We start from the raw sequence: 21881 nt of genomic DNA on the forward strand, positions 1-21881 counted from the left end.
TGATATCTTTGTTTTTACTTCGTACGGGGCAGAAAAAGGCTCTGACCGCTTCTATGCATGGCTGGATCCTCTCTCTCCCTAAAAAGAAAGGTTCTATGTCCTTTTTTAATTTGTATATTTATATAGCTTATATTTCAACATAATGAAAAGACTTGAAACACATGATACACTATAGCTACAATTGTTTTTTTGAGGAGGAATATACATATGTATAAAATTTTAATCGTTGAAGACGATCCAAATATTTCAACATTACTACAATCTCACATTCAAAAATATGGCTATGATGCTGTTGTTACGGAGAACTTCGATGATATTATGGAGTCGTTTAACGCAGTGAAGCCACATCTTGTTTTACTTGATGTAAATTTACCGAAATTCGATGGATTCTACTGGTGCCGTCAAATTCGTCATGAATCGACTTGTCCAATTATTTTCATTTCGGCACGTGCAGGTGAAATGGAACAAATTATGGCGATTGAAAGCGGTGCGGATGATTACATTACGAAGCCGTTCCACTACGACGTTGTAATGGCAAAAATTAAAGGTCAATTACGTCGTATTTACGGTGATTATGCACCAAATATTTCTGAGCGTATCGTTGAAGTAGAAGGGCTAAAATTATTCCCTGAACGTCCAGAAATCCATTTTGGATCTGAACAAGTTCTTTTAACGAAGAAAGAGGCGATTTTAGCGGAAATGCTATTATCTAAATTCCCACGTACAGCAAGTCGCGAAGATTTACTAGCCGCTCTTTGGGATGATGAAAGCTTCGTTGAGGAAAATACATTAAACGTAAACATCACGCGTCTTCGTAAAAAGTTCAATGAGCTTGGTATTGAAAATGCTATTGAAACAGTACGTGGACTTGGGTATCGTTTTAACGCAACTTGGAGTGAATAAGCATGAAGCTATTTTTACGTGATCATTTTGCATTTTTTCTACTATATGTATTAAACTTCGGAATTATTTTCGTTCTCTATGATGCAGTAGATGGATTTCAAAATAATAAGTTTTACTTCATCGTTTTAAGTCTATACTTATTTATCTGTTTCCTCGCTTATCGTTACGTTCGTAACCGTAGAATGTATCACAGATTAAGTGAGCCACCAGAAAAAATGGAAGATGCGTTTATTGAAAGAGCGACTGCTCCTATGCCTCACAGTGTAAACGAGCTCGTTCGTACGCAATATCGTCTATTCCAAAAAGACTTACAAACATTCGAAGTAAAACAGCAAGAGCACCAATTATTTATTAACCATTGGGTACATCAAATGAAAACGCCTGTTTCTGTCATGCAGCTTATGGTACTTGAAATGGAAGATGAACATTTAATCCCGAAATTTAAAAAAGAATTAGAACGACTAAATCAAGGACTCGATATGGCTTTATACATGGCGAGATTAAATAATTTCCATGAAGACTTCCATGTTGAGACGATTTCATTAAAAGATACTGTAACAAAAAATATTAACGGATTAAAAGAGCTATTCATTCGAAATGGCGTCTTCCCCGTTTTAGAAGTTCATTCAGATTTAAAAGTTGCTTCTGATGCGAAATGGCTAAAGTTCATCATTTATCAGTTAATGACAAATGCCGTTCGCTATTCTGGTGAACGCGGAAAAAAAGTTTTCTTATCAGCTTACCGAAATGGAAAAGATATTATTTTAGAAGTTCGTGACGAAGGCGTCGGTATTCCGCAAGAAGATGTTCGAAGAGTGTTTGAACCATTTTACACTGGAAAAAATGGTCGTACATTCGGAGAGTCTACTGGTATGGGACTTTATATCGTAAGTAAAATTTGTGATTATTTAGGTCATTCCGTGAAACTAGACTCTGAAGTTGGCAAAGGAACGACGATTAAAATCATCTTCCACAACGCTGCGAATAATCAAGCAGAAACTACGGAGAAGGTGACCGAAGCATGATTATAACATATGCTAGCAAAATGTATGAGAATTTACTCTCATACATTTTTTGCAATGAAACTACATATTTGCCTTCTAAACGGAGGTACATATTATGACGTTTTGGCAATTTGCGTTTAAAAATGTAACGCGCAACTCAAGAGCTTATTTTGCCTACTTTTTAAGCAGTTCCTTTTCAATTGCTGTTTTCTTTTCGTTCGCTGTTTATTTGTTTCATCCGAAATTACAAAATTCCACTATGATTTCTGAAATTGCAGGATTAATGATTTTTTCAGAAGTTGTCATTGTTTTATTCTCGTTCTTCTTTCTACTCTATTCAATCGGATCGTTTTTAAAAGTTCGTAAAAAGCAATTTGGGATTTTAACTGTTTTAGGTATATCAAAAAAGCAATTACATCGACTCGTTTTCACTGAAAATATGTTAATTGGTATTTTATCTATCTTTTTCGGTATGCAGTTTGGATTTGTATTTTCACAATTTTTCTTATTAGTGACAGCGAAAATTACACACCTACCAGGGATATATTTATATATACCTACGAATGCTTTCATTTTAACAACGATTGTGTTTCTTGGTCTCTTTATCGCTGTATCTGCATTCACACCAATGCTTATTCGAACAAAAAAAGCAGTGCACCTTTTAAAAACAAACAATGTAAAACAAAAAGAAAGAAAGCCATCCATATTCATTTCTCTATTTGGTGCTATCTGTTTATTAGGTGGTTATATTTTAGCTGTAAACCCTAAATATTTCTTCTCAATAAACCCGCAAGTAGGCGTTATATATATGGTTTCAAGTATTTTTGTGATTCCAGCACTTGTTGCAATTGGGACATATTTTTTCTTTTCTCAAACTAGTTTCTTACTTATTTATATTTTAAAAAAGAGAAGAAAGTTTTATATGAAACGTATTAATATGCTTTGGATTTCTGATTTAGCAAGTCGTATTCGAACGAATATTAATATGCTTTTTATTGTAGCAATGCTATCTACAGTTGCTTTTACAATGATTACGTTTTTATATGGGCTCGGTAAGTTTACAAAACTAGATGTTACGAGAAGTTCACCTTTTCCAATTTCTTATTTTTCATATGATACGAATCCTTTTGTTACTGAACACTTAAATTGGCTTGAACAACAACTACAAGCTGAACACTTCTCTTATAAGAAAATAAAGGCCGACTTATATGAAACACCATTGAAAGAAGATGAAGGTGTAGCTATTTATAATGACGTATATGCAATTAATCAAAGTGACTATAATAGACTTGCTAAATCCTTAAATATGAAACAACTCTTTATAAATGATAACGAAACGTATGTCTTAGCAGGTACATCTTATATCACTTTATTTAGCGAGTTTGAGCAAAGTTATAATCGAAAATACGTTACACTTTCTAGTACAAATCAGAAATTACAAGTGAAAGGGTATGAACATGTAAATGCGATGCCAACTAGCTTTGCATATCAAACATTAGTTTTACCTGATGTTGTTATCAATAGTTTACCGAATACGACAAAGCATATTTCAGCTTACAATTACAAAATATCCAACTGGGAGAAGACGTATAAAATTGCCGATGCATTTATACAGAGAGTCCAAAAAGATCGGGGAAAAGTACAATATAATGGGTTTCTTATGCGTCCATATGAATCAGCAGCTTCATTATATAGAATAACATCAGGTAGTGCTTCATACTTTCTGATTGGGACATTCCTTGGAGTCATTTTCTTTATTGGTGCTGGTAGCGTTCTTTATTTCCGGATGTATACAGACTTAACGAATGAACAAGAAAAATATGTAGCGATTTCAAAAATTGGTGTAACAGATGCGGAAATGAGACGCTCTGCAACAATTCAACTTAGTATTTTGTTTTTCATTCCATACATTATGGCATCCATTCATACAATGTTTGCGACAAAAATGCTACAAGAAGTAATTAATTTATCACTATTCAAAGAAATTTCAGCCGTTCTTATTATTTTTGGTGTAGTTGAAATCGTCTTTTTCTTATTCATTCGTTCCTTTTATATGCAAAAATTATCACAGTATACAAATGGATAAAATATTTAAAACAAACTTTATGAAAAAATTATTACATGAAAAGGGTATCTACCGTACCCTTTTCATGTTCACTCTACTAGGAGGTTTAGGTGAATGACATTTTGGCAGTTTGCATTTAAAAACGTAACGCGGAACGCCAGAGCTTATTTCGCCTATTTTGTAAGCAGTGCGTTTTCCATTGCAATTTTTTTCTCATTTGCAGTTTATTTATTTCACCCTAAACTGCATATGACAGACGTGAATTATGATCTGAACATATTAATGACAATTTCAGAAGTTGTCATTGTGTTCTTTTCATTTTTCTTTTTACTATATTCGATTGGTACGTTTTTAAAGGTTCGAAAAAAACAGTTCGGAATATTAACAGTACTTGGCATATCCCAAAAACAATTAAAAAGACTCGTTTTTTTAGAAAATATGTTAATTGGTGTTCTTTCTATATTTTTTGGCATTCAACTTGGACTTGTCTTTTCACAGTTCTTTCTATTAGTTACCGCCAAAATTACACATGTACCTGGTCTATATTTATATTGGCCTACAAGTGCTATTATTTTAACAACGATAATTTTTCTCGGACTCTTCATTCTCGTATCTTCCTTTACACCGATGCTGATCCGTACGAGAAAAGCTGTACGACTTTTAAAAGAAGGTAAACAGCATAAAGAAAGAAAAGCATCCGTACTCATCTCTCTATTTGGTGCGATATGTTTAATATCTGGATATATATTAGCAGCAAATCCGCTATACTTTATGTCACTTGGAGATATAGTTGGCCTTTTGTATGCCATCTCTAGTATATTTGTCATTCCATCACTTTTTGCAGCTGGGACATATTTTTTCTTTTCACAAATTAGCTTCTTACTCATTCGCATATTAAAGACAAGAAGAAAATTTTATATGAAACGTATTAATATGCTCTGGATTTCTGATTTAGCAACCCGTATTCGGACAAACATTAACATGCTCTTTATTGTGACGATGTTATCAACGCTCGCTTTCACAATGATTACTTTCTTATATGGATTTGGGAAATTCACAAAATTTGATGAAATAAGGAAAAATCCTTTCCCTTTTACTTATTTATCACATACTGAAAATACATTAGCTGATGAACATTTAAATTGGTTAGAACAAAAATTCAATGAAGAGCAATTTACTTATAAGAAATTTAAAACGGATATATATGAAGTTTCTTCGGCCGAAGAAAGCCCGCAGCTCTATTATGCAATTAAACAAAGTGACTATAATATACTTGCTAAAGCATTAAACTGGGAAAATCTCACCGTGAATAGTAATGAATCTTATATCCTTATGAAAGACTTAGATGATCAAGTCATTGGAACAATTCATGATCAAGAAAAGAGAAATACTCTTACACTTAATCAAAACTCTTTACATCTAAAAGTGAAAGAATATAAAAGTTATAACCCTTTCCCAAATAGCCTAATATCCCAATTACTCGTACTATCTGATGAAAATGTAGAAGCCTTATCAACCGTTTCAAAACAGATGAGTGTATATAGCTTTAAAGTTAAGGATTGGGAAAAAGCGCATAACATCGGTTCAGCATTTACAACAAAAATTAATAAAGATAATGAAGCTATCCAAGCAGAACATCCACCGTTCCATGCAAGTGAAGCGAGCGACTCTCTATACAAGACAAAACTAAATGCCGCTTCGTTCTTCTTAATTGGCACTTTCCTTGGCGTTATTTTCTTTATCGGAGCTGGTAGTGTTCTTTACTTCCGTATGTATACGGACTTAACAAATGAGCAAGAAAAGTATATAACTGTTACAAAAATTGGTTTAACAGAAACTGAGATGAAACGTTCAGCGACAATTCAACTTGCGATCTTATTCTTTGTTCCTTACATTATGGCGTCCATCCATACGATGTTTGCGACAAAGATGCTACAAGAAGTATTAAATCTCTCTTTATTCGCTGAGATTACAGTTGTACTTGTAATCTTTGGAACGGTTGAAATTCTCTTTTTCCTTTTAATTCGTTCCTTTTATATGCAAAAATTATCACAACATATTAAGTTTTAAAGAATAGAAAGGTGATTATTATGGAAGAAGTATTACACATTAAAAACGTCTCAAAAGTGTATGAGGGAAAAGTCCCTCATACTGCTTTGAAAAATATAAATTTACACGTAGATAAAGGTGAATTCGTTGCGATTATGGGACCATCTGGAAGTGGGAAATCCACATTTTTAAACGTTATCTCTACAATTGATTCCCCTACTTCTGGTGAGGTCGTTATTAACGGAAAACAACCGCACACATTCCGTAGAGAAAAGTTAGCTATTTTTCGTCGCCAAGAATTAGGATTTGTTTTCCAAAACTTTAACCTACTAGATACACTAACAATCGGCGAAAATATCGTATTACCTTTAACGCTAGATAATGTTCCTTTGAAAGAAATGGACGAAAAACTCGATAACATTTCAAAAAAACTTGGAATTGATCACATTTTAAATAAACGTATTTTTGAAGTTTCTGGAGGACAAGCACAGCGTACTGCAGTAGCACGTGCCGTTATTCATCATCCGTCACTTCTACTTGCGGATGAACCGACAGGGAACTTAGATTCGAAAGCAGCTATTGATGTAATGGAGCTATTTACGAAGTTAAACAAAGAAGAAAATGCGACCATTTTAATGGTTACGCACGATCCGTTTGCAGCTAGTTATTGTAACCGTGTTATTTTCATAAAAGATGGTGGGCTTTACAATGAACTACACCGCGGATTATATCGCGAGAAATTTTATCAAGAAATATTAGATGTTTTAGCGTTATTAGGAGGAAGACGTGGATGACATTTTGGCAATTTGCATTTAAAAATGTCTCGCGTAATTCTAAAGCATATTTTGCTTATTTTGTAAGTAGTGCGTTTTCTATAATGGTTTTCTTTTCTTTTGCTGTTTATATGTATCATCCGCGCCTAAAAAATGCACTGGACTATCAAGAACGTGATCCTCTAATGAATTTAGCTAGTACAGCACAGTTTGTTATCGTTATGTTCTCGTTCTTCTTTCTCTTATATTCAATCGGAACATTTTTAAATGTGCGGAAACAACAATTCGGGGTACTCACTATTCTCGGTATCTCACAGAAACAATTAAAAAGACTTTTATTTACCGAAAACATGATAATCGGGATATTATCTATCTTTATCGGTATTCAAGGTGGGTTTGTTTTTTCTAACTTTTTCTTATTAGTCACTTCAAAATTAACAAGTGCGAAAGGCCTCAATTTATATTTGCCAACAAAAGCAATAATCGTTACAACCGTAACATTTATCATTTTATTTCTTATCGTTTCTACGTTTACACCAATGTTCATTCGTACTCGTAAAACGTTACATCTCATTAAAGATAACAAGAAAATAAAAGCCGAAAAAAGACCGTCTATACTCATTTCGTTATTCGCTTTAACGTGTTTAGGGCTATGCTATTATATTGCCTGTTACCCGCAAGGCTACGTAACAGAAAAAAATGTCCAAAATGGATCTGTATTCTTTATTATGTTATCCATTTTGCCACTCGTAGTGATCGGGACATATTTATTCTTTTCACAAACATTTCTTCTCTTTATCTTTATTTTAAAAAAGCGAAGAAAGTTTTATATGAAGCAAATAAATATGTTATGGATTTCAGATTTAGTTGCTCGAACTCGTAGCAATATAAATGTGCTCTTTATCGTTTCTATGTTATCCGCACTTGCATTTACAATTATTATTGGTTTATTTGCTGCTAATAACAATACAAAAGCATCGATACTAGAACGCTATCCTGTTCCTTTCACATATACATCTGAAGGTGACAATTTACTGGAACAAAAGCACATTACTACAATTGAAACTGAGCTTACGAATGCTAATTTTCAATACCAAAAATATAAATTTACATTATTAAAGGATACAGCTTTAAAAGAAGATATTGCTCTTATGAAAATGAGTGATTATAACGCAATTGCTAAACAATTACAGAGACCAGAAATAGCTCTTGATTCTTCACAAGTTTATATTATTTCTCGCCACTCACCAAAGCTCTTAAATCTTGTATCAAATCCATTTGCGAAACAAAATACAATTACACTCGGATCAAATAAAAAAGAGTTTTATATTAAAGGATTTATTAATAAAGGAATAGAACCATCCTTTGCATTACCCCATTTAATTGTTATACAAGATGATGTAATTGATAATATGATTCCTCATATTGAAACAATAACTGTTTATAACTATTTTGTGGAGAACTGGGAAAATTCGATTGTTCCGACAAAAAATATGTTGCGTGCTATTGGTGATGATGCACATGACTTTTACGAAAAAAGTAAAGAAGGAAAAGAGCCAATTCCTTTTCACATTGCTACAGCTACTGACGAACTAATTCACAGTAAAGAAAGCTCGATTGCATATTTCTTTATTTGGGCGTTTCTCGGTTTTATTTTCTTTATCGGTGCAGCTAGCGTTTTATATTTCCGTATGTATAATGATTTAACGACTGAAAAACAAAAATATATTACGATTACAAAACTCGGATTGACAGAAACAGAAATGTTTCGCTCTGCAACAATTCAATTAGGAATTCTATTTTTCGTTCCCTATATCGTTGCTGGTATTCATACCATATTTGCGATTCAGTTTTTACAAAGTATGTTTGCCTTTTCTTTACTAAAAGAATTATTAATTATACTCACTTTATTCGGGATTATCGAGATTATTTTCTTCTTCTTAATCCGTTCTCTTTACATTAATAAATTATCACAGCATGTTAAAATATGAATAAAATAGCCTTGTGCAGTATGCACAAGGCCATTTTCAATAGTTTTTAAATAATTAGCAGCCATATCCACCAAAGCCGCCGCCATAGCCACAAGAACCGCCGTAACCGCCGTAGCCACCATAACCGCATCCGCCGAAGCAGCTAGCACCGATAATGATTAATAAAATAAACAATACGATTAGAAGCGCAAAGCCGCCTCCGTGGCCACGTCTGCGGTCGCAATCATCATGTCTGTGTTCACAATTTTCGCCCATTATTCTATTCCTCCTTTAGTATCATTCATAACAAGTTCTTCTTGTTCTAAATGAGGGGATTCCATTTATATTATGTTTTCAGGGCAAATCGGAAGCTTGCCCTTCTTAAAAACGGGCTTGTTTCATGAAAAGGGCTGCAAAAGAAAAAGAAGATATCTTTAATTATGTACCTTCTTTCTTTTAGTAAATATGTTCAGCTAAAGTGATAATTAATAAGTATGTATCCATATCCTATCCCCCTTGATACGGATTATTTTCATAAAAAAAGAGGGAGTATTCTCCTCCCTCTTCACTTCCTACAAATCATAATTAACTACATAGTGCTGCATTTCCGTATTGTAGTAGCCCTCACTATATTCAATTACTTCGCCTACTTCAGATAGCTTTCTTCTCTATTCCTGAACCGTTACAATAACCCCATCCATATTGTTCCCCGAAATTTCATACTGCTTATTCACCGGAACATTCACGTTCATACGATCTGAAGCTTTATAATAAGAAACCGTATATTTCTTACCTTCAACATCGGTTGAAATTTCTTTTCTCTCTTTTAGGAAGTCTAAATATTCTTCTAATGTAATTTTCTTTTTTTGCATAATGGCACTATGAGGTAAACCGACATAACGGATATGCCACGGCTCATATTGAATGCCAGTAATGTTACTTTTATTTTTCGGGTAACGTAAAACAAATCCATATTTCCATACGTTTTCTTCAATCCATTTTCCTTCAGGAGCTTTCTCCATTTTCTTTTGAGTAGACCCAACGTCCAGTGATAACCCTAAATTATGTTCACTATATCCTGCTGGAAGTGCATAATCTGATCCCATTTTTTCATATAGTTGTCTTTGCTCTTGGAAATCTCGATAGCCACTACTAATCAAAAAATGATTAACACTTTCTTTTCCTGCCGCATCTATAACGTTCAAAAACTTTTTCACAATATCCTTTGATAAGCGAATGTTTCTATCCAATACAACATAGCCTCTTATTAATTCACTATTTTGAGCTACATTTATAATATCAGACCTTATGCTATCTTTCTTAACCGGGTAATCTTTATTAACTAATAATAGATTTCCTTTATAAACTTGTTCTTCTGTAATCTCTATCTTTTTCGTATTTGCATCCTTTATCGCACTATCTTTTCCGCCGATTTTAACATCGATCTCCTTTTGAAATAATGGTGATATATAAAAGCCTACACAGACTGTACATAATATAAAAAGAGAAATAAATACCCACTTTTTCATTTCTAGTTCCTCCTTGACCTAACATACGTATAGGATAGAAAAAACTATTAAAATAAAAAGTGGGGTAAAGTTTAAATTTTTATTAAATTTCCAAATTATCCTCTTTTGGTAATCTCACTTCAAATATTGTTCTAATTACATTACTTTCAGCAGAGATTTTCCCATTATGCTGCTCAACAATATTTTTTGCAATAAATAAACCAAGACCTGTGCCGCCCTGTTGCTCCGATCTAGCCTTATCCCCTGTATAAAACATATCAAAAAGATACGGCAAATCTTCTTCTGGAATACTATCTCCATAATTAATAATTTGTATAACTACCTCTTCACGATCAATATATCCGTTCACATCAACAAACTTTCCATCGTACCCATAGCGAATCGCATTTGTTAAAAGGTTTTCAAATACTCGGGCTAATAATTTCCCATCACCGTTAATAGGTAAATGGGGAGCAATATTCAATCTCGCTTCTAAATCCTTTTTTTCTAATAACGGATATAATTCTTCATCTAACTGTATGAGTAATTCACTTATATCAATTGGTCTTTTCTCAAGCTGCAACATACCATAATTCATTCTCGTGATTTCAAATAATTCATCAATTAAGCTTTCCAGCCTTTCGGATTTCGTAAAAGCAATTGTGGAAAAATGTTTAATTTGTTCCTTCGTCAAATTCTCATCTTTAAGAATTAAATCTAAATAACCTAAAACAGATGTTAACGGTGTTCTTAAATCATGAGCTAAGTTAACAATTAGCTGGTCTTTACTACTTTCCGCAAAATCTCCTCGTTCAACCGCTTCTTTTAACTTTTCACTCGCTACATTAATTTCACGTGCGATATATCCAAACTCATCATTTGATGAAATCCCAACTTGATTTGTGAAATCACCGTTCGCAAGATGATGAATCCCATTAGAAATCTCATCAAAATATTTTAAATACGGTCTAGTAAGAAAGAAGAAAAACATAATGGACAGAGGAATAAATATAATTAAAAAGAAATTAATATCTCCAATTTGTCTTATAACTGAGCGAAATTGAGCTAAAGGATCCTCATAACGAACTACTAATTTATAATAGAGCCGTAATCCTTCATAAATTAAATACGTTACGCCAGCTGCTAATACCATACTTAACGCAAATAGCATAACCATCTTTGAGCGAAAGCTTCTCATCTTTTTAGCCATTGAAAGTATACCCTACTCCCCACACTGTTTTTATTAATTTATTCTTTCTTTTATCTTCCCCAAGTTTTTTCCGTAACGTACGGATGTGCACCATTACTGTATTTCCGCCTTCATAATAGCCTTCTGCCCATACTTGCTGAAAAATATTTTCCACACTGTACACTTTCTTCGGATGACTCGCTAATAAATATAAAATATCAAATTCTTTTGGCGTTAACTCAATTTGTTCTCCGTACACATTGACCGTTCTTTGTTCAGAATCAATAACAACTCCGCCGACCTCTAAAGCCGATTTATTCTCCACTACTCTCGGTTGATTTAACGTAAGAAATCGGCGCAATTGTGCATTTACACGTGCGACTAATTCAATCGGTGTAAAAGGTTTCGTCATATAATCATCTGCGCCTAGTACAAGACCTGTCACTTTATCAAAATCAGATGTTTTCGCACTTAAGAAAATAATCGGCATATGATGTTTCGCACGAATTTGACGCGTCACTTCATAACCGTCCATTTTCGGCATCATAATATCTAAAACCACTAAGTCGATTGGCTGAGTTTGAATAACATGCATCGCCTCTTCTCCATCAACTGCTTTAACGACATGGTAACCTTCTTTTTCTAAATGTATCGCAATTAAATCAGCAATTTCCGCCTCATCATCAGCTATTAAAATTGAAATGCGCTTCATTTTTGTCCCCTACCTCATTCCGTTTTTATACGCTCGATTGTAAACTAGTCTATCCAATTTGTACAATAAGAAAAGGCTACCCGTGAGAGGCATGCCCATCAACTTAAGAATTCAGAATTACCCAAAACGAAAAAATGAGTTTTTTTGTTACAAGTTAGCACAAAATTTCGTTCTGGGGGTACTAAAAAAATTTAGCTTGATAGCTATGGGGTACCGCCAGCATTTCGGAAAACCCCCACGCTAAGCAAATTCCGACAAAAAAAGAGCCCGATTTTACTCCGCTAAGAGTAAACCGGCTCTTTTTTATTTAATGGACGTAAATTACGTAAACTTGAATCATATGCTACATCAAAGTTATATTCATCTAGAAAGTTTATGTGCCCCCAACCTACTGGGGACACGTGGGGCACTAACTCTTTCCTGAATTCTCCCTTTTTTTGAGTTCTTCTTGTACTTAAAGTTAAAAAATAAACGAACCCATATCGGAAAAATAATAATTCCCCCCTAAAATAAGTGGAAAAACTTTCAAATTACTATTCTACTGTAGAATGAAAATGATACATTAATAATTAAGGTAATACGGTTCACTATTTAATTTTAAATTATTTAGAAAGATATTGAGGTGCAACAGATGATACATAATATTCCAGATATTTATACAAAAAAAATTCTTATAGTAGATGATGAAAAAGAGATTTTAAATTTGTTGGAAGCAGTTTTAAAGAAAGAGGGGTTTCAACATATTTATACGTGTACAACAGGAGAAGAAGGAATACACATGTGTAAGCAAGTACAGCCAGATCTTATAATATTAGATATTATGCTTCCAGATTTAGATGGATATAGTGTTTGTCAGCAAATTCGACAGTTTACATTCGTTCCAATATTCTTCTTATCGGCGAAAAATGAAGATTTAGATAAAATACTTGGATTAAGTATAGGTGGCGATGATTACATTACGAAACCTTTTAGTCCGAAAGAAGTAGCATATAAGATGAAAGCATTTTTTCGACGCAATCAATATCAAGAAAAGGCTCGGATTATGTATCAGTTTGGAGACATTACGATAGATGAGGTACAAGGGACAGTGTTAAGGGGTGATACATTACTAACTTTAACAGCAAAAGAATTTAATATATTACTATTTTTAATAAAAAATCCAAATCAAATTTTTAGTAAGGCCCGCTTATATGAAGCTGTCTGGGGAGAAACATATCTCGGTAATGATAATATTATGATGGTGCATATGAGGCATTTAAGAGAAAAAATAGAGGATAATCCTTCCAAACCCCATTATCTTGTAACAGTAAGGGGACTAGGATATAAACTTAATACAAAAGGTGATGTAAGATGAAGTGGAAGGTCACGAGACTATATATTGCATCATTAATAGGATTAATTATGTTTATCCTAATCGTTCAATTTTTTGCTTTTAGTTATTTAGTATTTACTTATAACTATGAGGGAGTGGACAATCCAGAAGGCTCAGTATTAGCTTTTCAAAAAGAAATCACAGTAGAGCATGAAACTATTTCTATAACAAATCAAGGAAAAAAATTTTTAAAAGAACATGGAGCCTGGTTACAAGTTTTAAATCATAATAGTGATGAAGTATTTCAAATGTATAAGCCTAAAAATACACCAACTCACTATACTCCTAGTGAGTTGATTTTACGCTATAAGTACGATATTGGGAATTATACAACGTTTGTGGGTAAGTTAGATAAAAGTACACAAGTAGAAAGTTACATTGTCGCTTTCCCGTCAAACCAAGCATTGCGAAAATCTGTCTATTTGAACTTCAATAATTTATCTAGTTTCTATCCATATGGGATTTTAATGTTAATAGGAGTAACAGTAGTTTGTATTTTATTATTTGCTTACATTGTAGCCAGGTATATGTCAAAACCTGTTGTCATGATAATTGAACATATTAATAAATTAAAACAAGGACAATATAAACAAGTACCGGAAGAAAAGGGAATCTATGCAGAGGTGTATACAAATCTGAATCAGTTATCACATCAACTACAGGATATTAACGTTCAAAGAAAAAGACTAGATACGATGCGAGCAGAATGGATTATAAACATCTCTCATGATTTAAAGACACCGCTTTCCTCTATTAAAGGCTATAGTGAAGTTATAGGGAATCGGGAGTATAAAATTACTGCACAAGAAATGTACCAATATGCAGAAGTAATTCAAAGTAAATCAATTTATATTGAAAAACTGATTGAGGATTTAAAACTTACATATCAATTAAAGAATGCATTATTGCCTATCCATAAAACCCCAGTAGATATTGTGAATCTCACCCGAGAAACAATTATTGAATTTATGAATATGCCTCATTATGAGAATCGATTAATTGAATTTGAATGCCCTCAGGAAGAACTAATTATAAAAGCAGATCAGGGATTAATTCAACGTGTCACAGTAAACTTATTGAATAATGCTCTCATTCATACTGATGTTAAAACATTAATACAAGTTCGTATAAAACAAACATCCGGATACACCATAGTTACGATTGAGGACAATGGTGACGGAATAAATAAAAATGATTTACCACATATTTTTGATCGATACTTCCGTGGTACAAATACAGATCCAAAAAGTGGTTCAGGTTTAGGAATGGCAATTGTAAAGGAAATCATCGTAGCTCACGGTGGAGAAATTGCAGTAGAGAGCACCAAAGGAAACGGTACTAAAATTACATTTCAGCTTCCGTTAGAAAATTAAGCTAAACTTAAGGTCAGCTCAATTCAAGATTAAGCAAGAACTTTCATAATAAATGATAGCTTAATCAAGAAAAAGAGGTGCCAATAATGGGAACATATATCGTTGAAACAGAAGATTTGACAAAGACATATGGAGCGGTAAATAGTGTGAATCAATTACAAATGCAAGTTGGTAAAGGTGAAATTTATGGATTCCTAGGCCCAAATGGGGCTGGGAAAACGACGACAATTAGAATGTTACTGGGATTAATAAAACCGACTACAGGTAATATTAAAGTATTCAATCGAGATTTAAAAACCAATCGAATAGATATTTTAAGAGAAGTTGGCTCTCTTGTTGAATCGCCATCTTATTATGGACATTTAACAGGTCATGAAAACCTAGAAGTAATTCGGCAAATGTTACAAGTACCAAAAAAGAATATTGATGAGGTATTGCGTATTGTTCGATTAGAGAAACAAAAAGATAAACTAGTTAAGCAATACTCACTTGGAATGAAGCAACGCCTTGGCATAGCAATGGCACTACTTGGAAATCCAAAATTGTTAATTTTAGATGAACCCACAAACGGATTAGACCCTGCCGGGATTCAAGAAATTCGTGAACTCATCAAACAACTGCCAAAGCAATATGATATGACAGTTGTTATTTCTAGTCATTTGCTAAATGAGATGGATCAAATAGCAACACAAGTGGGCATTATTAATAGTGGACAGCTTATTTTTCAAGACAAAATTGAAATGTTACGCAGAAAAAGTCAGGCATCAATGAAAATACGTGTAAATGATGTAGTAAAGGCACATCAAATTTTAGAACAGCATCAAATTCATCTTGGACTTGAAGGTGATTGTCTTGTTACGCATCAACAAGAAGATCACCTTATTTCTCACATAAATCATTTATTAGTACAGCAGAATATATCAGTGTATCGAATTGAAGAAGAGAAGCATTCGTTGGAAGAAATATTTCTAAGCTTAACAGAAAAAGGTGGTGTTCTATAGTGATTGCTGCCTTAAGAAGTGAATTATTGAAATTAAAAAGAAAGAAATTATTTTTAGTGGTATTTTTGATACAGTCTTTAGCATTACTTTGGTTATTTGCTATTGTGTCACAAGACAAAAAGGAATTTCTAAATTGGGAGTCGCTTCTTTCAAGAGTAAGTATGATAAATGCATTATTTTTACCTACAATGATTGCGACAATTACATCTCGAATAATTGATTTTGAAAATAAGGGGAACACTTGGAAGCTATTGTGTGCAATTCCCACATCCAGGCAGCTAGTATATATAACCAAAATTATCTTTAGTCTCTTTTTTCTTGTATACGCAGGTATAATTTCTATCTCTGTAATTATATTAATAGGAAAAATTTTTAACTTTGAAAGTGGAATTCCGGTGATATTATTACTGAAATATGGTTGTTTTACCATTATAGGATGTATTCCAATGGTTATTTTGCAACTCTGGATATCTTTGGTAGTGAAAAATCAAGTATTTGCTTTAACGGCAGGTGTAATCGGCTCATTTCTTGGGTATTTCGGGCAGATGTTACCTTGGAAAACATGGATAATTTGGACCTATTCATCTCTGACAAATCCAATTTCTTGGGCATTTTCCAATGGGAAAATAGTGTTTTTCCCAAACCAAGGAGTCACGATGAATCTTTTGTTAAGTTTAGGAGTTAGTTTATTATTTATCGTTCTTAGCACTGCCCATTTTTCGCAAAAAGATATTCATTAGGAGGATGCAGATATGTTATTAAGCTCATTTCGATGCGAATTATTAAAATTAAAACGTTCAAAAATATGGATTGTAATGACATTCATTCCGCTTATTTGTATTGCGCTTGGATTCATAAATTTTCAAGTAAACTACGATGTCTTAATGAAAGTCTCAACAAATGAGTGGGAGAAAGCTTGGACACAAGTTGGATTAATTTATGGATTATTTTTATTTCCTGTCGTAGTAAGTATTTATTGTGCATTTGTATGTCGCTTTGAACATAGCGAGGGAAATTGGAAAAAGATCATCTCTTTACCAATTCCATTTCGATATGTGTACATGGCAAAGTTATTAGTAATCTTTATGTTAACTTTATTGACACAAGTATTCTTTTTAATTGCTTATATCTTAATTGGTAAGCTACTAGGTATTACAAGTCCTATGCCTTGGATTTCATTATTAAATTGGTCATTCAATGGATGGATTGGTACATTTTCAATTGCTGCACTACAATTATTTCTTTCATCTTCTATAAAAAGTTTTGCTGTTCCAGTTGGAATGAGTTTTGGTTTTACATGTATAGGAATGATATTTCATTACTTAAATATCGAGTATGTATGGCCATATGCGCAACCAGGATTAGCAATGGACCCTATTCATCTAGAAGGCTTGCAGACTTTCTTTCAATTTAGTAGCTTTTATGTGTTAAGTTGCTTATTTGTTATTATATTTACTTTTGTGGGAGTTCGAAGATTTGCAATAAAAGATATTATATGAATAGGAGTACAGCGAATTTATTGAAATATTAGGCGACAGAACAGATAAAATTTCTAGGTAAAATACGTGCATTAATAAAAGAGCTAACTTTACTTTTAATAGGGTAAAATTGGCTCTTTTCATCGAGGCTTGCTTAGCGTAGGTTTTTCCGAAATGCTGGCAGTACCCCACATCCATCAACTTAAGGATTTAGACTATTTTTGGAGTTAAAGCACGTTACTATTCTCTTATGTTAATGAGAAAGGGTGACGTGACCCCTATTAGTGTGTGATGCCCGCATTATATCAGCAGAATCACTTATAAACATGTTGACTGAAAGTTGCAATTAGTATATATTCATTTGAGATAGATTATCAATATCAATTATATGACTGGGAGAGACATATATGATTAAAAAAATTTTCAATCTTAAAACCATACTGATCACAATTTCGCTTCTTATGGTTGTAGGCGTAATTGTATGGCAAGGTATATACTTTCAAGGGAATCCTGACCCAACTGCCAAAAATATAGGTACTGGATCAGCCATTATCAATACCGCTATTCTCGTTTTCAGGGAAGGGTTAGAAGCGATACTAGTTTTATCCGCTATCATTTCTGGATTGGTTCGCAAGAAGCAAGATGCTCTTTGGAAACCTATTACTTTAGGAGCTGGTGTTTCGTTATTAGCAACAGTGGCAACTTGGTTTATTGTTATAGCTATTATTTCTTCGGTAAATGCATCTGAATTGAATATTCAGGCATTTACAGGCTGTTTAGCAGTCATTGTTTTACTTATCATTATGAACTGGTTCTTTCATCAAATTTATTGGACTGGTTGGATTAAACTCCATAATCAAAGAAAAAAAGAAGTTACTTCTAACAGCGGGGAAATTGTACAAAAAACCACGTTTTGGTCTCTATTTGTTATCGGTTTAACATGCATTTATCGAGAAGGATTTGAAGTTGTTCTATTCCTTCAATCTCTGCGACTAGAAGTAGGCTCCGCTATCGTTTATCAAGGTGTATTAATTGGCTTCGGTTTAACAATAATTGTAGGAGTTCTCACCTTCTTAGCTCAAAAACGACTACCACATAAAAAAATGTTGGTATTTACAGGGGCATTATTAGTAATGGTTCTCGCGGTAATGGTCGGTGAAACAGTACAAGAAATGCAGTTAGCTGGATGGATAAGCACAACACCGATTCATAATCTTGTAATTCCTCAATGGATGCAAGTTTGGTTTTGTGTATTCCCAAACGTAGAATCTTTAGCTTTACAAGGGCTAGCTGTTGTGTATGTATTAGGTTCTTATTTTGCACAACGTTACATCACAAAGAAAAAAGCCATCAAGAAAAAAATCATTACAGCAACTGGAGAAGTAACAGTTTAAATGTAAGAGAGAAGCAACCTAAGGTTGCTTCTTTTTTATCATTATGCCTTTTTTATTGAGTCAAAGGTACTGTATATTTTATACATTCACACCACAGCAGGATTTAGCTGCCTCAACTGTTCCCATAGTCTGTATACAATCCTACATATCCTTAGCGTATAAAATCCTCGTTTTGAAGTACCCCCTAAACGAAAATTCACTTTCTCTACAGGTAGTTACTTTGAGAAGTCAGCACATTTTTTCGTTTTAGGGGTGTTTTCTTTTCTTAAGTCGATGGGCATGACTCATGAGAGTAACCTTTGTTATTGTGCAAAGATAATAGTACATGAAATTATATCGAACATAACTTGGATTATATCGACGTTTCGACAATTAACGGAAAAATTATCCTGTAAAAGCCCGATTGGTGTGGGCTAATAATCAGTGGTGGATGGCCCCCACTGATTAAAGTTTCAATTCATCTCTCAAACACAATCCGTTGCTTCGTGATTTTTTCTAACCTCTCGCGGTCTACTTCATACTCACGTTCAATACTTTGCGGTACAATTACTTTCCCGCCCTCTAGCATCACTTCCGGTGAAATAATATCCTTCTCCCAATGTCTACTAGAAGCAGATATATCTCCTGGAATCGTAAAGTTTGGTAACGAAGCTAGGGCAACGTTTTGCGCTCGCGAAATCCCCATCTCTACCATACCGCCGCACCAAACTGGTATATTATGTTCCATACAATAATTATGGATTTGAACTGATTCTGTTAATCCGCCCACTCGTCCCGGCTTAATATTGACGATACGACAACTGCCAAGTGTAATGGCAACGCGAGCATCCTCTAAACTATGGATGCTTTCATCTAAACAAATCGGTGTTTCGATTTTCTTTTGTAATTCTGCATGATCAAGAAAATCATAATCTGCTAGTGGTTGTTCAATCATCATAAGTTGGAATTCATCTAATCTTTTGAGCTTGTCAATATCCGCTAATGTGTACGCTGAGTTTGCATCAGCCATTAATGGGATGCTCGGAAACTCTTTACGAATTTCTTTAAACAATTCGTAATCATGTTCCGGCTTTATTTTCACTTTAAAACGCTTGTATCCGTCTTCCGCGTACTTCTCAATTTGTTTTAACATAATCGGAATTGTACTTATCCCAATAACAACGCCAACTTCAATTTCAGGCCTAGTTCCACCAAGTAATGTCGCTAAAGAACTCTTTTGACGTTTCGCATATAAGTCCCAAATGGCTCCTTCAATTCCCGCCTTTGCCATTCGGTTTCTCTTTATATATTGGAACAGACCTGGCACTTCATTCGGATGAGAGATTTCAGCTTTCAATAAATCTGGTAATAGAAAGTCTTGAAGTACATGCAGCGCTGTCTTCACCGTTTCTTCCGTATACCACGGTTCAGAAAATGCGACGACTTCACCAAAACCAATGTATCCATCCGTGTCTTCTAATTCAATGACAATACTCTCACGCTTTTCGTAAGTTCCGTAACTTGCGGAAAATGGGATTACGAGTGGCATTTCCGTTATATAAAGTGTCGCTTTTTTGATCTCCACTTACATCTCCTCCACTAATTGTCTTAACTCTCTTCTTAACAATTTCTTCGAAGCATTTCGTGGTAATTCCTCTAGGAAGCACACTTTCTTTGGCACTTTATATTTCGCTAATTTCCCCTCACAAAAATGGATAATCGCCTCTTCTGTTACCTCACCAGTTTTCACGATAAAAGCAGCTGGCACTTGCCCCCACTTTTCATCTTCCATACCAACGACGCCTGCCTCCGCTACCACCGGATGGGAAAGAAGTACTTCTTCAATTTGAGCTGGATAAATATTTTCCCCACCAGAAATAATTAAATCACTGCGGCGATCTAATACATATAAAAATCCTTCTTCATCTAAATAACCGAGGTCACCAGTATGAAGCCAGCCATTTTGAATTGTCTCGCGCGTCGCATCTTCACGGTTAAAGTAGCCACCTGTTACGTTCGGCCCTTTTACCACAATTTCGCCCTCAGTGTGAGGTGGTACTACTACTCCGTCTTTCTCAATACGAAGCTGACACTGGAATAGAGGTTTTCCAGCTGATCCTACTTTCGTTAACATATAATCTGCTGATAACGTACAAATTTGCGAAGACGTTTCTGTCATACCGTACGTTTGATAAACTGGAATTCCCTTTTCCACACACGTTTCTAATAACGGTTTCGGCGCAGGTCCCCCGCCTAATAACATACATCGTAAAGAAGATGGATATGTTTCATCTCCAAGTCTATCTAATAAATCTGTTAGCATTTTAGAAACGACAGAAATAATCGTAACGCCTCTCGTTTGAAGTGCTTCATGAATGAAGTTAGCATCATATTTCGGAACGAGTAAAATACGCATACCGTACATAATATTTTTCATTAAAAGAGATAACCCACCAACATGGAACATTGGCATACAAGCTAACCAACAATCATCTTCACGAAGTCCTAAATTAAGTGAAGAACCAACTGCACTTGCCCAATGATTACCGTACGTTAAAATAACGCCTTTCGGTTTTCCTGTCGTCCCTGACGTATAAATAATTGTCATCGCTTCTTCTAAAGAGAATTCTTCTTCTATAGATGCTTCCGCCTTCGCTCCATTCATCACTTCAGCAAATGAATATACCGGAACATTTTCCGTCTCAAACTCTTGATCCGTCACTAAACAAACAACTTCAGCATCATCCATTTGCCAAAGTAGCTCTTCTCTTGAAAGACGCGTATTTAAAAGCACAGCTACTGCACCTACATAAGATAAGGCGTGAATAACTGTAATCATCTCCATACCATTTTTCATCAGAACAGCCACCTTTTGCGCCCGCTTCACTCCTACATGCGAAAGGTGTTCACAAACAGATACTACTTTTTCATGTAACTGCACGAAGGTAACCTTCTCCTCTTCAATTTCAATTGCAGTGCGATCAGGTGTTAAAAATGCACGTTGCATTAACCAATTCGGCATCGTCTCCATTATTCATTCTCCTTTCATGAAAGAAAGAGACTTGATATGAAATCAAGTCTCTTAGTTGTTTTGTTTCCGGGTTCGATCTA

The 21881-nt window shown here is 34.3% G+C and carries 18 protein-coding genes and 1 pseudogene; 12 read left to right on the plus strand and 7 right to left on the minus strand.

Going from position 1 to position 21881, the window contains the following annotated elements; all coding sequences use genetic code 11:
• Nucleotides 1-207: 207 nt before the first annotated feature.
• The 6 genes from ACTFQM_RS19010 to ACTFQM_RS19035 all read left to right on the plus strand — a co-directional run bounded on the left by ACTFQM_RS19010 (nucleotide 208) and on the right by ACTFQM_RS19035 (nucleotide 8785).
• A complete protein-coding gene (locus ACTFQM_RS19010; protein ID WP_178938706.1) occupies nucleotides 208-903 on the plus strand; it encodes a response regulator transcription factor in 696 nt (231 codons plus the stop codon).
• A 2-nt stretch (nucleotides 904-905) separates the two neighbouring features.
• Nucleotides 906-1928, plus strand: coding sequence for a sensor histidine kinase (locus tag ACTFQM_RS19015; protein ID WP_242273598.1), 1023 nt, complete (start codon nucleotides 906-908; stop codon nucleotides 1926-1928).
• Between the two features lie 94 nt (nucleotides 1929-2022).
• On the plus strand, nucleotides 2023-3993 hold the full coding sequence (locus ACTFQM_RS19020) for an FtsX-like permease family protein (RefSeq protein WP_440035698.1): 1971 nt from the start codon (nucleotides 2023-2025) through the stop codon (nucleotides 3991-3993).
• Between the two features lie 93 nt (nucleotides 3994-4086).
• Nucleotides 4087-6042, plus strand: coding sequence for an FtsX-like permease family protein (locus ACTFQM_RS19025; protein WP_440035701.1), 1956 nt, complete (start codon nucleotides 4087-4089; stop codon nucleotides 6040-6042).
• 20 nt (nucleotides 6043-6062) lie between these two features.
• Nucleotides 6063-6815, plus strand: a complete 753-nt coding sequence (locus ACTFQM_RS19030; protein WP_002173956.1) for an ABC transporter ATP-binding protein — start codon at nucleotides 6063-6065, stop codon at nucleotides 6813-6815.
• The gene (locus tag ACTFQM_RS19035; protein ID WP_440035703.1) at nucleotides 6812-8785 is read left to right on the plus strand and encodes an ABC transporter permease; all 1974 of its coding nucleotides are present in this window, start codon (nucleotides 6812-6814) and stop codon (nucleotides 8783-8785) included. Before ACTFQM_RS19030 ends, ACTFQM_RS19035 begins: the two co-directional genes overlap by 4 nt.
• A gap of 54 nt (nucleotides 8786-8839) precedes the next feature.
• Here ACTFQM_RS19035 and ACTFQM_RS19040 read toward each other — a convergent pair whose 3' ends face one another.
• The 5 genes and pseudogenes from ACTFQM_RS19040 to ACTFQM_RS19060 form a co-directional block, all read right to left on the minus strand.
• A complete protein-coding gene (locus tag ACTFQM_RS19040) occupies nucleotides 8840-9040 on the minus strand; it encodes a YjcZ family sporulation protein (RefSeq protein ID WP_440035706.1) in 201 nt (66 codons plus the stop codon).
• A gap of 296 nt (nucleotides 9041-9336) precedes the next feature.
• Nucleotides 9337-9432, minus strand: a pseudogene (locus tag ACTFQM_RS19045) (GntR family transcriptional regulator); the annotation flags it as partial.
• Complete coding sequence (locus tag ACTFQM_RS19050) at nucleotides 9433-10293, minus strand: M15 family metallopeptidase (RefSeq protein WP_440035708.1); 861 nt, start codon at nucleotides 10291-10293, stop codon at nucleotides 9433-9435.
• An 82-nt stretch (nucleotides 10294-10375) separates the two neighbouring features.
• Nucleotides 10376-11482 (minus strand): HAMP domain-containing sensor histidine kinase, encoded by a 1107-nt coding sequence (locus ACTFQM_RS19055; RefSeq protein ID WP_400528885.1) that lies wholly within the window; start codon nucleotides 11480-11482, stop codon nucleotides 10376-10378.
• Entirely contained in the window at nucleotides 11475-12173 is a 699-nt protein-coding gene (locus ACTFQM_RS19060; protein ID WP_098304223.1) for a response regulator transcription factor, read from the minus strand. The genes ACTFQM_RS19055 and ACTFQM_RS19060 overlap by 8 nt, the downstream gene beginning before the upstream one ends.
• A gap of 631 nt (nucleotides 12174-12804) precedes the next feature.
• Here ACTFQM_RS19060 and ACTFQM_RS19065 point away from each other — a divergent pair.
• From ACTFQM_RS19065 to ACTFQM_RS19090, 6 genes are all read left to right on the plus strand, one after another.
• Complete coding sequence (locus ACTFQM_RS19065) at nucleotides 12805-13527, plus strand: response regulator transcription factor (RefSeq protein ID WP_440035712.1); 723 nt, start codon at nucleotides 12805-12807, stop codon at nucleotides 13525-13527.
• Nucleotides 13524-14918 carry a sensor histidine kinase gene (locus tag ACTFQM_RS19070; RefSeq protein WP_440035715.1) on the plus strand — a complete coding sequence of 465 codons (1395 nt, stop codon included), beginning with the start codon at nucleotides 13524-13526 and terminating at the stop codon, nucleotides 14916-14918. The genes ACTFQM_RS19065 and ACTFQM_RS19070 overlap by 4 nt, the downstream gene beginning before the upstream one ends.
• 86 nt (nucleotides 14919-15004) lie before the next feature.
• Entirely contained in the window at nucleotides 15005-15919 is a 915-nt protein-coding gene (locus ACTFQM_RS19075; protein WP_440035717.1) for an ABC transporter ATP-binding protein, read from the plus strand.
• Entirely contained in the window at nucleotides 15919-16659 is a 741-nt protein-coding gene (locus tag ACTFQM_RS19080; protein ID WP_440035719.1) for an ABC transporter permease, read from the plus strand. Before ACTFQM_RS19075 ends, ACTFQM_RS19080 begins: the two co-directional genes overlap by 1 nt.
• 12 nt (nucleotides 16660-16671) lie before the next feature.
• Entirely contained in the window at nucleotides 16672-17418 is a 747-nt protein-coding gene (locus ACTFQM_RS19085; RefSeq protein WP_440035722.1) for an ABC transporter permease, read from the plus strand.
• 386 nt (nucleotides 17419-17804) lie between these two features.
• Complete coding sequence (locus ACTFQM_RS19090; RefSeq protein WP_440035725.1) at nucleotides 17805-18791, plus strand: FTR1 family iron permease; 987 nt, start codon at nucleotides 17805-17807, stop codon at nucleotides 18789-18791.
• Between the two features lie 457 nt (nucleotides 18792-19248).
• Here the strand turns inward: ACTFQM_RS19090 and menC are convergent, their stop codons facing one another.
• Nucleotides 19249-20355 carry an o-succinylbenzoate synthase gene (menC, locus tag ACTFQM_RS19095; protein WP_440035727.1) on the minus strand — a complete coding sequence of 369 codons (1107 nt, stop codon included), beginning with the start codon at nucleotides 20353-20355 and terminating at the stop codon, nucleotides 19249-19251.
• Nucleotides 20356-21801 (minus strand): o-succinylbenzoate--CoA ligase, encoded by a 1446-nt coding sequence (locus ACTFQM_RS19100; protein WP_440035728.1) that lies wholly within the window; start codon nucleotides 21799-21801, stop codon nucleotides 20356-20358. It lies immediately after the preceding gene.
• Between the last annotated feature and the right edge of the window lie 80 nt (nucleotides 21802-21881).

The organism is Bacillus cereus group sp. MYBK30-2 (genome assembly GCF_051915945.1).
Lineage (GTDB): Bacteria > Bacillota > Bacilli > Bacillales > Bacillaceae_G > Bacillus_A > Bacillus_A paramycoides.